Consider the following 13,635-nt stretch of genomic DNA (forward strand, 5'->3'; position numbering starts at 1 on the left):
GGAATGGTAGTTAATTTTCGTTGGTATCAGGTTCTATAATAACATCGTTCGTGAAGTTGTATGTTCCTAAGTTTAGTGTTTCAACCGAAATAGATTCCTCGGTATTTGTTTTTTTCATGGTGATGTTTTTAGCCGTAAAGGTTACCTTAAACTTTCTGGTTATTCTGTTTGGTAGGCTTTGCTCTATTGGAGGGGAAACACTAATAGCAATATTTGGATTTAGGTAGTTTGGGATGCCGTCATTATTAGTGTCATCATCTGTAGGGTTTAAAATAGGAGCATCTATACTTCCTTGTTCGTAAGCATTTAAGTCTTCATTTCGGGTAAGTACGCCATCATTATCATCATCGTTATCAAGGTAATTAGGTATTCCGTCTTCATCGGTATCGGGATACCCGTTTTCGTTGGTTGGCGTATTTTCGATAGCTATTTCTGTAAGTGTAGGTACGTTATCGTTATCATCGTCTATATCAAGATAATTAGGTATTCCGTCTCCATCGGTATCTACCAACCTGTAATCATCGGTAGGGTTTACAATTTCATCAACATCGTTAATACCATCGGCATCACTATCTTCATTATCTTCAATAACAGTTACGGTCATGATTACTTTTCCTCCGTTGGTTGTGGTGTATTGTTCTGCTACGCGCGGCTCACTTGGCGGGATGCTTTGGCAAAAATAGTTTCCCTCAACAGCGGTATTAAACATTCTATATGTAATTTGATTATTAGCATTAAGCGGAATTTCTGTTTGCTGGATTCTGTCTGTGGTGTTAATGCTGGCATACTCATTTAGGCTAATAGAAGCTTCGTTTGTTGCTCCCGGCGGTGTAAAGTTAAATGCAATGGCCTCGTTGGGGTTTTCGTTTATTGCATAAACCAAAATGTTTTGTTGGTTTTGACAAGTTCTCAATACGGTGTTTTCGTCAAATTCAAAAGTGGTTACAATTAAATCTCCATCATCACAGCTTGTAGTTAGCAACAAAAAGCCTATTAAAGTTAAAAAAACAATTCGCATATTTTTTTTATTTAAGAACTTATTACTTTTGAAGTTCTTGATTATGAAACACAAAATTAGCAGAAAACTAATATTATAAAATCTATTTTAGATAAATAATTTTTATTGTTTTAATTTTGGGGTTTGAAAAATTAACCAGATATAAAAAGTATCAATGAAAAAAGTATATTTAGATAGTGCTGCAACTACTCAGATGAACCCTGAGGTTATCGATTGTATGACCGAGGTAATGAAAACCACATACGGAAACCCTTCTTCTACACACACTTTTGGCAGGTCGGCAAAGGCACTTATCGAGAAGGCTCGTAAAACCATAGCAGCTTATCTAAATGTAACTCCAGCAGAAATTGTATTTACCTCGGGTGGGACAGAGGCCGATAACTTAGCCCTAAATAGTGCGGTAAGAGATCTTGGTGTTACACAAATAATTACTTCTAGAATAGAGCATCATGCAGTTTTACATACCGTAGAGCAATTAAAGTCTTGCTATGATTTTGAATTGAATTATGTAAACCTAAAACCTTGCGGAAGTGTAGATCTAGCACACCTGGAAGAGTTGCTTAGTGCTCATGAAGGAAAAACTTTAGTAAGTTTGATGCATGTAAATAATGAGATAGGTAACATCTTAGACATAGAGAAAGTAGGAAAGTTATGCAAAGCCAATAATGCATTATTTCATAGTGATATGGTGCAATCTATAGGGCATTATAAAGTAAATTTAGAAGAGTTACCAGTAGATTTTACCGCAGCAAGCGCACATAAATTTCATGGCCCAAAGGGAGTAGGTTTTGCGTATGTAAGAAAAAGCAGTGGTTTACAACCGCTTATTTTTGGTGGCCAGCAAGAAAGAGGTCATCGTGCAGGAACAGAAAGCGTGCATAATATTGTTGGCTTAGAAAAAGCTTTTGAGCTAGCTAACGATAACCTTGTGGAAGAACAAGAAAAAGTAAAAGGTTTAAAAACCTATTTTATAGAAAAACTTAAAGAAGCAATCCCAGCGGTGAAATTTAATGGCGGCTGTGAAGACTTGGATAACAGCACCTACACCTTGGTAAATGTGTGTTTGCCTATACCAGCAGAAAAAGCTGTTTTGTTGTTGTTTCAATTAGACTTAAATGGTATTGCCTGTTCTAAAGGAAGCGCCTGCCAAAGTGGGAGCGAAAAAGGTTCGCATGTGTTATCGCAAATTCTTTCGGAAGAAGATCTAAACAAACCTTCTGTGCGTTTTTCTTTCTCGGGCTTTAATACAAAAGAGGAGCTAGATTATGTTATAAAAGTGCTACAAGATTTTATAGCCTCTTAATAGGTGAAAATTAAATTGTTTTTTATAAGAAAACAATAGAAAACAAAAAAAGCTACTTTTTTAAGTAGCTTTTATGTTGTAAAAAAACGTTGTTAAACTTAGTCTATTACTTCTACGTTAACTGCGTTTATTCCTTTTCTTCCTTGTTCTGTGTTGAACTTTACTTTGTCGTCTTCTCTAATTTCGTCAATTAAGCCTGAAACGTGTACGAAGATATCTTCTCCTGTTTCTGATGATTTGATAAATCCAAAGCCTTTTGAGCTATTAAAAAATTTTACGATGCCTTCTTGCATTTTACTAAATATTAAATTGTTATTATTTCTGTTTAAGGAGAACCCTTAGAGATACTCTAAGACTTAAAAAAATAAAGTAATGATGAAATAAAAAAGACAAGAAGAGCAAAAACTCTTATTAAACTATTATACTAAATACTACCTTAAAATAAAAAGGTGTTCGACCTTGAACACTGCAAAGGTATATATAAATATTTAGAAGTGAGGCTATTTTTTTGTAATTAAACAATATTTTTATTTTCGTTCCAATAATAAGTGTCTGGATAGTTTCTTTTTCCGAAGATGGCAGTCCCTACACGTACAATGGTAGCTCCTTCGGCTATTGCTATTTCTAAGTCACCACTCATCCCCATAGAGAGTTCTTTCATTACTACATTAGGAATATTTAGTGCTTTAACTTGTTGCTGAATATTTTTGAGTTTCTGGAAACATTTGCGTACCTTTTCGTGGTCGTCGCTAAATAAACCAATGGTCATTAAGCCTTTTATATGTATCCTGTCTAGTTGAGCAACTTCTTCGATTAGAGAAATTGCCTCGTTGGGATGAATACCAAACTTACTCTCTTCATCAGAGGTGTTTATTTGTATTAAAGCTTCTATTGTTTTGTTTTCAAAATCTAATCGCTGTTGTAGTTTTTTAGCTAAGCTTAGGCGGTCTAACGATTGAATACAGGTAACATTGTATTTTAGAATTTCTTTAATTTTATTAGATTGTAAATGCCCAATAAAATGGTTTGTATGTGGGGTATCTGCTAAATCTTGAAATTTTTCTTTTAATTCTTGTACTTTATTTTCAGCTATTAAATTCTCGCCTGTAGCCAAAACCTCCTTTATTTTTTCGCTAGGTACAGTTTTGGTAGCCAAAAGCAATTTTACCTCATCAGGGTTACGCTCTGCTTTTATGCAGGCTTCTTTTATTCTGTTTTGTATTTGTGCTAAATTAATTAAGGTTGGCGTGTTCATGGAGTGCTGCTTTTTCTTCTTTTTCCCATTGTGCTATTAATACCGACTTTATAAGCGTATAGGTGTAATCTTTAGCTTCGGCATAAGAGATGTTGTATTGGCGTGTGATATTTTTTAAACTTTCAGGAAACTCTGCCAGAAGTTTATCATAATAAACATCCAATTGTTTATTGGAAGGAAGCGTGTAGGATATGCGTAATTGAAACCTTCTTAGTAAAGCAATATCTATAATTTCTGGGTGGTTTGTAGCACAGATAAGTAAGGCATTGTTAGGGAAATAATCAATAAGCTGAATAATGGTGTTTACTAGCCTGCGCATTTCGCCTACATCTTTTCCGTCGTTTTCTCTAGCACGACCTACTTGGTCGAATTCATCTAGAAATAAAACAGCTTTTTCTCTTTCTGCCTTATCAAAAATTCGTTTTAAATTTTGCGAAGTTTCCCCAATACGCGAGCATATTACATTACTTAAATTGAGAATAAGTAAATTTTTACCAAGCGCTTGTGCTATAGCTTTTGCAGTCATGGTTTTCCCGCATCCAGAGCTTCCGTGTAGTAAAATTTTATTGTTTACAGGAAGTTTATGTTCAATAAGCGCATCTACATATTTGTGCTCTTTTATAAGTTGGTTGATTTGCTGATGATTTTCTTCACTAAGAAATAAATCGGTAAGCTTAACTTTTTCTTTATCGTTGATGATAAGGTCAAAAATATTCATTCTTTTAGCAGTTTTTTATGACTTGTAATGAAAACAGAAGATCTTGTAAATCAAATTCTGTACGCTTTTGTAGAGCCATGTTTTTTAAACTTGCTGTAAGGGCTTTACTAGCGTTTGATACAGCTTGCGGCAAATTTAACCCTTTTAAAATAGAAAGTTGCAAGTGAGCCGTAAATAAATCTCCTGTTCCTGCAGGATGAAGCGCTATTTTTTTTCCGCTTATGCTAGTGCAATGGTTGTTTTCTAGTATGTAGTTATCTATTTCATCGGTTGCTGTAGAAGCAAACATACATCCTGTTACCACAATTTTTTGTTCTGATAGGTTGAAAGTGGAGTTTAACAACGGGCGGTTCTCCTGTATGTTGGTAAGGTTTTGTTTTAAAATTAAATCCAGTTCAAATTTATTAGGCGTTAATAAACTAGCCAACGGAACCAAATTTTTAGTAATCGCTTCAGGGATGCTTTGATGCACATACAAACCTTTGTCGGTATCGCCCATAACAGGATCGCATAAATGCTTGATGTTAGGATTTTTTTGTTGAGCAGTTTTTATAAAATTAGCCGTGATTTCTGTTTGTTTTACCGAGCCCATAAAGCCAGTGATAATTGTAGAAACCTCATGTAAAATATTTAACTTTAAAATGCCTTCGAGAATATTTTTTAATAAATTATCTGATATGGGTTGCCCGCCAACAGTACGATGCCCAAGGTGATTAGAATATAGGACAGTAGGAATGGTAATGGCATCGTAACCTGCCGCTTTTAATATAAACGAAGTTGTATTGCTGCCAACATAGCCATAAGATACCTGGCTGTGAATAATAATTGTTTTTTCTTTCATATGCATAAATAGAGGTCGGGAACGGATTTGCACCACTGTAAAAGGTATTGCGTACCTTTGCCTAACTACTCAGCCACCCGACCGTATTTGATAATTTATTTAATGCTTACTATTGTGTTTTTCTTATTTCACATGACAAAAATAAAGTAAAACAGGACTATATTTGTAGTCCAGTTTTTATATTATAAGTAGTCCAGATATGTTGCCTTTTAAAAATATTATAGTTTTAGATAAAACCAAAAAACAACCATTATACAGGCAAGTTTCTTTGGGTATTATAGCAGCAATTACCAAGGGTGTTTTAAAACCCGATACCTTTTTGCCTAGCAGTAGAGCGCTTGCAGAAATATTGTCTTTGCATAGAAAAACCATTACAGCTGCATACGAGGAGCTATCTATTCAAAACTGGATTATAATTCAGCCAAGAAAAAAACCTAGAATAGCCCGTAATTTACCGTTGTTTACAGAAACAACTATAGGAAGTTTAAATAATTTTAGCTCTTATAAAATCGATTTTCCTTTTCTTATCAATAAAACAGCCAACACAATAACCGAAGCGGATAGGGTTTCAGAAATTAGTATAGATGATGGTTACCCAGATGTGCGACTTTCTCCTATAGATGAGTTGTTAAAAACATATAGGCTTTTTGCTTCAAAAAAATACAGCATAACAAATGCTCATGTCGGTACAATTCAAGGAACACTAAGGTTAAGAAAAGCCTTGGCGAAATACCTTCTAGAAACAAGAGGCTTGGCCATAATGCCTGCAAACCTGCTTATTACACATGGGGCGCAAATGAGTATTTATCTGGCTAGTAAGTTGTTACTTAAAAAAGGAGCTAAAGTTATTGTGGGTAAGCCAAGTTACTCTATTGCAAGTAACGCCTTTAAAAGTTTGGGGGCAAATATGATAGAGATTCCTGTAGATGATAAAGGGATAGATACAGATAGGATTGAAGAGGCTTGTTTACAGCAGGAAATATGCGCCGTTTATATTATTCCTCATCACCATTACCCTACAACAGTTACTTTAAGTGCAGAACGAAGGATGAAACTTATAGCCTTGTCGAAACGCTATAAGTTTGCCATTATCGAAGATGATTATGATTACGATTACCATTTTACATCGGCACCTTATTTACCTTTAGCGAGTGGTAAACATCATGGAAATATTATCTATATAGGCTCTTTTTCAAAAATATTAGATTCGTCTTTACGGCTAGGGTTTATGGTAGCTCCAGAAAACTTTATTACACAAAGTGTTGCTTATAGAAAGTTAATTGATGGGGGAGGAGACGGGTATATGCAAAATGCTTTAGCGGTTTTGATAGAAGAAGGAGGGCTAAAACGGCATTTAAAGAAAACAAAAAAAGTATACCATCAACGTAGGGATTTTTTAGATTGTTTGTTGTCCGAAAAATTAGCAGATTTTATTACTTATACATTACCACTAGGCGGGATGGCTATTTGGATAAAACTATCAAAAGCTTATGCTGTAAAAAAACTTCAACAGAACAAGGAGCTTCATATCTCTCGGATAGATGTTGCGCAGAACGCCTTTCGTTTTGGTTTTGCATCAATGAATAAACAAGAACTCCAAACAGCCGTATTAAAGCTAGAAGCTATTTTAAAGAAAACGAAACCCCTTAATGTTTAAAAGCGCATAGATAACCGCACATTAAATACTCTTGGAGATAAATAATTAGGAACAGAATACATCTGCTTATTGTAAACATCTCTCACAAAAGTATTGGTGATGGAGTTTTGGTTATCAAAAATATTAAAGATTTCCATTCCTATGCTTAAGTGCTTAAAAATACTTAACCAATGATTTTTAGGAAAGGTTTTGTCTTGCCTTTCGCTATCTACAATATCATAGGAGAAACCAATATCGGCACGCCTGTAATCACGTAATCTTGTTTGGTAATCATAAGGATCTGCATAACTAGGAGAACCTCCAGGCAAACCTGTATTGTAAACTAAATTTAGGTACACTTTTAGGCTTGGTATTTTAGGAACATAATCCTGAAACATTAACCCAACTTTTAAACGTTGGTCGGTAGGTCTGGCTATATAACCTTTGTCTAAATGGTTTTCCTCTGTTTTTAAAACTCCAAGGCTTAACCAACTTTCGGTACCTGGAACAAACTCTCCATATAAACGCATGTCTAAACCATAAGCATAGGCTTTAGCTATGTTGGCAGCGGTATAACGAATGCGTACGTTTTCTACTGTATATGGGTTTACATCATTTAGTTTTTTATAATAAATTTCAGAAGTAAGTTTAAAAGGTCTGTCAGATAGTTTGAAGCTATAATCGTTTCCAGCTACAAAATGTATAGATTGTTGTGCCTTCAAATTAGGCTGAACAAGCCCGTTGACATCTCGCAACTCTCGGTAAAAGGGAGGTTGGTAATATAAACCTCCAGAAAGTCTAAATAACATATCGGTTTTCCAAGCAGGTTTTAAGGCTATTTGAGCTCTAGGGCTTATTACGGTTTGTGTTTTTCCGTCGGGAATATTATCTCCTGTTATGGCCCATGTATGTGACCGAACGCCCGCATTTAACCATAAATCATGATGATCGAGCTGGGTTTTATAACTCCATTGCAAATAAGCTTGTAGCCTGTTGATGTTGGTGTTGTTTTTTGCGCGTACACTATGGTAAGGTTCTAAAGGTGCATTGTAGGCTTCGTAAGGTTGGTTGTTGTGATAATCGGGTAAAAGTGGACGGATAGAAAATCCAGCAGAATCAATAACCTCGTATTCTCTAATTCTGTCTTTTATATTTTCGTGCGTATATTTTACCCCGTAATCAAATTGGTGTTGTTGGAGTGCGTAACTTCCCTTATGTTCTATATTAGCGATTAAAGCATCTAAATCGTTTCTTGCATGAGAAAGCTGAGAGCCAACCCCAGTATAATACTCGGCATCACCAAGCCCGTCGCCTCCTATATCGGTATTTACATTATCGCTTAATAAATATTCTCCTAAAATATCGTAGTATTCTTGTTCTTGTGTATTGTAAACCGAGGCTATAACTTTTGCGGTATAATTGTCTGAGATTTTATAAGAAGCTTTTAAGGCTCCAAAATAAGTTTCGTATTGGTCTTTCTCTTGTCCTTCATAATAAATAAATAAAGATTTTGGATTTTGTAAAGTACCAAAGTTGGTTTTTCTAGTTACAGGTTCGTAATCGTATTTATTAAGGGCGATATTTCCTAGAAAACCTAATTCGAATTTATCAGAAACTTGATAGGTAATATAGGTTTGCGCATCTGCAAAACGTGGTTTAAAATTAGTTTCGGTTTCTTTAGCGTTTACAAATAAGCTATTGTCGCGATACCGAACCCCAAGAATTCCTGCAAGTTTTTTGTTTTTAGAAGTTCCTTCTATCGTTGCACTTCCTCCTAAGAGGCTAGCTTCTAGTTGTGCAGCAAAATCTACGGGACGCCTATAATCTATAGCCAATACAGACGATAGTTTGTCGCCATATTTAGCTTGAAACCCTCCAGCTGAAAAATCAACGTTTCTTACCATATTGGCATTTACAAAACTCAAGCCTTCTTGTTGCCCTGAGCGTATTAAAAAAGGGCGGTAAACTTCTATTTCGTTTACGTAGACTAAATTCTCATCAAAGTTTCCTCCGCGCACATTGTATTGTGTGCTAAGCTCGTTGTTAGAGCTCACACCTGGTAATGTTTTTAAAAGGTTTTCTACGCCAGCATTGGCTCCTGGAATTTTTCTTATTACCTCAGGGTTAATGTTTGTAATCCCTTGTACTTCTTTGTTACGGCTTCCTGTAAGTATAACTTGTCCTATTTGTTCTATATCGGTTTTTAAAATAGGGTTAAACTCGTAAGTTTCTTTATTGGTTAACGCTAGGTTTAGGCTTACTTTTTTAAACCCAACATAGGAGTAATGAATAGTAATTTTTTTATTTGCAGGAATTGTTAATTGGTAAAAACCATTGGTGTTAGATTGTGTTCCTTTGGTAGAAGAAAAGGATATGTTAACCCCAGGGATTGGCGTGTTGTTTTCATCTAAAATGATTCCTTTTATGGTAGCTTGCTGAGCCAGAGATATGCTGGTAAGAAGCAACAGAACGCCTAACAGGTATATGTTTTTCAAGATTATTTTGTTTTTCTGTAAAAAGTCCCTTCAAAGGTAGTGGTATTTCCTACATTATCAATGACTATTAATTTTAAATTATTCTCGGTTTCGGTAACGATGTTGTCGTTAAAATCAAAGGTAAGTAAATCGGTTTTATAGTCATATTCCATCAAGATAAACTTATCATTTATTGTAGCTCTGTAACTTTGTATGCCAGATAGGTTGTCTTCTATTTTAAATTTTAGGTAACGGTAATTAGACATCCATTTTTTATTTCTAAAATTAACAGGCGTAATAAGTGGTGGAGTGTTATCGGCTACCAATTTATAGGTGCCAAAGCTTTTTGTTTTTGTGGTAAACCTATTTGCTTTTTTGTAGGTGCGGCTATAATATGGCTTTCCCCAATCGCTTAAACGTGCAATAAAAAGTTTTTCTTTATCGGCTTCGGTATATTGGCTTACATCAAAACCTATGGTTATGTTGTAGTGTAATGGTGTTGTACGGTGATGAATTTGGTAGTTTTCTTCTTCTTTTTTTATGGCTAAATAAGTATCTTCATACAACGCATTTTTAGGGATATAGATATCAACATCTTCGATATCAAAAACGCTAGCGTGATTTCTTTTTGCCAGGTAAGGAGTTTGCTTTTTTTGAGGTGAAAAGTAGTAACTGCTATCTTTTTTAGGGGTTATGGGAACTCGTATGCTACTGGTGTTTCCTTTAAAATCTTGCACTTTTATAAGATAATTGTAGGAGAGGCCTTCTTTTATTTCTAAGTAGCCATTATCTTTATTTTCTTTAAAAATACTTAATGGGTTGTTAGGCTCGATAAAAAGTTTTTGGACACGGCTTTTGTTTTCTATATAATATTCATAATCTATGTATTGGTTAAGGTAGCGTGTTTCTGAAAAAGAAAACTTATTAAAATCAACAGCAAGGCAAGTATTCCCGTTTAAACTTGTTTGGATATGGTTTACGCCATTTTTGTTAGGAGCATAATTAAGTTTATCGATACTCGAAATTCCAAAACCTATTTTTCCATAAGCTTTTATGTTTTCTGTAGTGTAATCTCCATTTTCTAATGGAATTAACCGAAGTTTTTGGCGACCATTTTTACCATTGATGTATGAGGTATCATTGGCAGTGTAAGCAAATAAATCAGAGATTTCGGGCTTATAAGTATCTTTAATATCAAACCCAAAAAGCATAGGATTCATAGGCCTAGATTTTCCGTCACGAATTTCAAAATGTAAATGAGGACCTCCGCTACCGCCGGTATTCCCGCTATAAGCAATAACTTCTCCTTGTTTTACTTGTAACCGATTGGCTTCGGGGAAAACCTCTATCTCGAAACTTTCTTTAGCATATTGTCGCTTTTTAATGTAAGCTTCAATTTCTTTATTAAAATGGTTTAAATGCGCATAAACGCTTGTATATCCGTTTGGGTGAGTTATATAAAGCGCTTTCCCATATCCCCAATGGCTAATTTTTATTCTGCTAATATAGCCACTAGCAGAAGCCAATACTTTTAGCCCTGTGCGTTGTTGGGTTTTAATATCTAAACCGCTATGAAAATGATTTCCACGTAACTCTCCAAATGTTCCCGAGAGTACAAGCGGGATGTCTAACGGAGATTTAAAGTAATTCTCTGGAAGGTTTTGAGCTTGTAAAAAACTAAAACTTAGTAAAATTATCCAAATAAATCTCATAAACTTGGTCTTGTTAGGTTCTAAAAGAAAGGGCTAAAGATACGCTAATCAGATAAAAACACAAAAAATAGCCGTGCTTACTCGCTTTGTTGTAAATTTCTAAGAAAACTATTGCCATATTTATAGAGGAATATTAACTTTGCGTAAATAGAATTTTGCACTGTGCGATGGGTACGATGATTGAGATTACAAGTTCTTTAGAAGTAAAAATCAATGCTTTAATAAAGCAACATAAACAACTAAAAGAATATACGCAACAGTTAGAAGAGACTATACAGCTTTTAGAACAGCAAAAAGTATCTTTACAAAAGCAATTAGAAAAGTTGCAATCTGAAAATCATCAACTTAAATCCGCCAATGCATTATTGGGCAGTAAAGAGTACAAGAGAGAAACAAAACTCAAAATAAATAGCTTGATTAGAGAAATAGATCAATGTATTGTTCAATTAACAGGATGATAGATTTGTGAAGAATGAAAAGCAGAAAATAAAAATATCAATAGCAGATCGTGTATATCCGCTTACCATTGCTCCAGAGCAAGAAGAGGGATTGCGTCGTGCAGCTAAGAAAATAGAAACTGTAATTAAGCAATTTGAACAGAGTTATGCGGTTCGTGATAAACAAGATGTATTAGCCATGTGTGCTTTACAATTTGCAGCACAAACCGAACATCAAGTAATAACAGAAGATAGAGAAATGCTATTGGCCGAAGAAAAACTTAGGTATTTACATAGCATTTTAGATGAACAGATAAAATAAGTTCTTTTAAATAACCAAAATTACTGCCTGTATTAGTTTTTTTGAATCGATAAACTCAACACTTATCAATTAAAAAGGGTGAGTCTATATTGTAAAAGCAAGCCATCTTAGAATGGATCCTTGATCAGTAAGTTAACCCTAAACCTGTTTTAAACGGAGTTTATACAGATTATTATCATACTAATACAGGCTTTTTTTATATCATTTTTTATGGAAACATTGACAATCATTATAGCAGTAGCTACAGCCATTGTAGGCTTTTTATTAGGTTTTTTAATCAGTAAAACTTCAGGGAAGAAGCATATTGAAGAAGCTAAAGAAAAAGCAGAAGCTATTGTAAAAGAAGCAAAAACTACAGGCGAAAGTATTAAAAAAGACAAAATCTTACAGGCGAAAGAAAAATTTATCGAGCTTAAAGCAGAACACGAAAAAGTGATCTTAGCACGCGATAAAAAAATAGCCGATGCAGAAAAACGCACTAGAGATAAAGAATCTAAAGTTTCTAACGAGCTTTCTAAATCTAAAAAATTAAACAAAGAATTAGAAATAAAACTTAAAGAAACAGATGAGCGTTTTGACTATGTAGAAAAACGCCAAGAAGAAGTAGATAAAGCACACGACCGACAAATAAAAGAATTAGAAATTATTGGAGGCTTAAGTGCAGAGGAAGCGAAAGCCCAATTGGTAGAAACCTTAAAAGAGTCGGCAAAAACAGACGCTATGGCACTTATTCAAGATACCATAGAAGAAGCAAAACTAACCGCACAACAAGAAGCGAAGAAAATAGTAGTTAATACCATCCAGCGTATTGGTACAGAGGAAGCAATAGATAATTGCGTATCGGTATTTAACCTTGAAAGCGATGATGTAAAAGGAAGAATAATTGGGCGTGAAGGAAGAAACATTAGAGCAATTGAAGCAGCAACAGGCGTAGAGATTATTGTAGACGATACCCCAGAAGCAATTATATTATCTTGTTTCGATGCCGTGAGAAGAGAAGTAGCAAGACTTTCTTTACACCGTTTGGTTACCGATGGGAGAATTCACCCAGCACGAATAGAAGAAGTGGTGAAAAAAACCCGTAAACAGATTGATGAAGAAATTATCGATATAGGAAAACGTACCGTAATCGATTTAGGAATTCATGGCTTACACCCAGAGTTATTAAAAATGGTAGGGCGTATGAAATACCGCTCTTCATACGGGCAAAACTTACTTCAGCACTCTCGTGAAGTAGCTAAACTTTGTGGGGTTATGGCAGCAGAATTAGGCTTAAATCCTAAGTTAGCTAAACGTGCTGGATTATTACACGATATAGGGAAAGTACCAGAAACCGAAACCGAAGTGCCACACGCAATTTTAGGAATGCAAATGGCAGAAAAATACGGCGAAAAACCAGATGTTTGTAATGCCATAGGAGCTCACCACGATGAAATAGAAATGACATCGTTATTATCGCCAATTATTCAAGTGTGCGATGCCATTAGTGGAGCAAGACCAGGAGCACGCAGACAAGTGTTAGATTCTTATATCCAACGTTTAAAAGACTTAGAAAACATTGCTTTTGGATTTAATGGTGTTAAAAAAGCTTATGCAATTCAAGCAGGTAGAGAACTAAGAGTTATTGTAGAAAGCGAAAAAGTTAATGACGAAAAAGCCTCGAACTTATCGTTTGAGATTTCTCAGAAAATTCAAACCGATATGACCTATCCTGGACAGGTAAAAGTAACGGTAATTAGAGAAACTAGAGCAGTGAATATTGCAAAATAAAATCATAAAGAAACTTATAATAAAAGGGGAAGCAGTTTTGTTTCCCTTTTTTATTTGTAAAAAATAAACGGTAAAAACCTTAAAAACCAAAAGCCTAAGGATTATATGGTAACTAATATAAAATTTAGTATTTTCACTTTTTAAAAAAT

General features: G+C 34.8%; 12 protein-coding genes and 1 other RNA gene. 6 read left to right on the top strand and 7 right to left on the bottom strand.

Going from position 1 to position 13,635, the window contains the following annotated elements:
• Window positions 1–10: 10 nt before the first annotated feature.
• Window positions 11–1,018: a hypothetical protein gene (locus GGR32_RS09410; RefSeq protein ID WP_183477947.1), complete on the bottom strand. Its 1,008-nt coding sequence runs from the start codon at window positions 1,016–1,018 to the stop codon at window positions 11–13.
• A gap of 154 nt (window positions 1,019–1,172) precedes the next feature.
• On the opposite strand from GGR32_RS09410, the gene GGR32_RS09415 reads away from it, so the two are divergent.
• A complete protein-coding gene (locus tag GGR32_RS09415) occupies window positions 1,173–2,321 on the top strand; it encodes a cysteine desulfurase family protein (protein WP_183477948.1) in 1,149 nt (382 codons plus the stop codon).
• Between the two features lie 98 nt (window positions 2,322–2,419).
• Here the strand turns inward: GGR32_RS09415 and GGR32_RS09420 are convergent, their stop codons facing one another.
• From GGR32_RS09420 to pdxY, 4 genes are all read right to left on the bottom strand, one after another.
• Entirely contained in the window at window positions 2,420–2,614 is a 195-nt protein-coding gene (locus tag GGR32_RS09420; RefSeq protein WP_183477949.1) for a cold-shock protein, read from the bottom strand.
• A gap of 221 nt (window positions 2,615–2,835) precedes the next feature.
• A complete protein-coding gene (locus GGR32_RS09425; protein WP_183477950.1) occupies window positions 2,836–3,576 on the bottom strand; it encodes a YggS family pyridoxal phosphate-dependent enzyme in 741 nt (246 codons plus the stop codon).
• Complete coding sequence (locus GGR32_RS09430) at window positions 3,554–4,294, bottom strand: AAA family ATPase (RefSeq protein ID WP_183477951.1); 741 nt, start codon at window positions 4,292–4,294, stop codon at window positions 3,554–3,556. The genes GGR32_RS09425 and GGR32_RS09430 overlap by 23 nt, the downstream gene beginning before the upstream one ends.
• Window positions 4,295–4,298: 4 nt before the next feature.
• Window positions 4,299–5,135 (bottom strand): pyridoxal kinase, encoded by an 837-nt coding sequence (pdxY, locus tag GGR32_RS09435; RefSeq protein WP_183477952.1) that lies wholly within the window; start codon window positions 5,133–5,135, stop codon window positions 4,299–4,301.
• A gap of 199 nt (window positions 5,136–5,334) precedes the next feature.
• Here pdxY and GGR32_RS09440 point away from each other — a divergent pair, with 199 nt between their 5' ends.
• Window positions 5,335–6,792, top strand: coding sequence for an aminotransferase-like domain-containing protein (locus tag GGR32_RS09440; RefSeq protein WP_183477953.1), 1,458 nt, complete (start codon window positions 5,335–5,337; stop codon window positions 6,790–6,792).
• Here the strand turns inward: GGR32_RS09440 and GGR32_RS09445 are convergent.
• Together GGR32_RS09445 and GGR32_RS09450 are read right to left on the bottom strand one after the other, a co-directional pair.
• Window positions 6,789–9,266, bottom strand: a complete 2,478-nt coding sequence (locus GGR32_RS09445) for a TonB-dependent receptor (protein WP_183477954.1) — start codon at window positions 9,264–9,266, stop codon at window positions 6,789–6,791. The two genes, GGR32_RS09440 and GGR32_RS09445, sit on opposite strands and share 4 nt — an antisense overlap.
• 2 nt (window positions 9,267–9,268) lie before the next feature.
• A complete protein-coding gene (locus tag GGR32_RS09450; RefSeq protein ID WP_183477955.1) occupies window positions 9,269–10,957 on the bottom strand; it encodes a M23 family metallopeptidase in 1,689 nt (562 codons plus the stop codon).
• A gap of 167 nt (window positions 10,958–11,124) precedes the next feature.
• On the opposite strand from GGR32_RS09450, the gene GGR32_RS09455 reads away from it, so the two are divergent.
• The 4 genes from GGR32_RS09455 to rny all read left to right on the top strand — a co-directional run bounded on the left by GGR32_RS09455 (window position 11,125) and on the right by rny (window position 13,486).
• A complete protein-coding gene (locus tag GGR32_RS09455; RefSeq protein WP_183477956.1) occupies window positions 11,125–11,415 on the top strand; it encodes a hypothetical protein in 291 nt (96 codons plus the stop codon).
• Between the two features lie 7 nt (window positions 11,416–11,422).
• Window positions 11,423–11,716, top strand: a complete 294-nt coding sequence (locus GGR32_RS09460) for a cell division protein ZapA (RefSeq protein ID WP_183477957.1) — start codon at window positions 11,423–11,425, stop codon at window positions 11,714–11,716.
• A 53-nt stretch (window positions 11,717–11,769) separates the two neighbouring features.
• Window positions 11,770–11,878, top strand: a non-coding RNA gene (gene ssrS, locus GGR32_RS09465) — 6S RNA.
• 48 nt (window positions 11,879–11,926) lie between these two features.
• Entirely contained in the window at window positions 11,927–13,486 is a 1,560-nt protein-coding gene (gene rny, locus GGR32_RS09470; protein WP_183477958.1) for a ribonuclease Y, read from the top strand.
• Window positions 13,487–13,635 lie beyond the last annotated feature (149 nt).

It is taken from the genome of Mesonia hippocampi, from assembly GCF_014197445.1.
Lineage (GTDB): Bacteria > Bacteroidota > Bacteroidia > Flavobacteriales > Flavobacteriaceae > Mesonia > Mesonia hippocampi.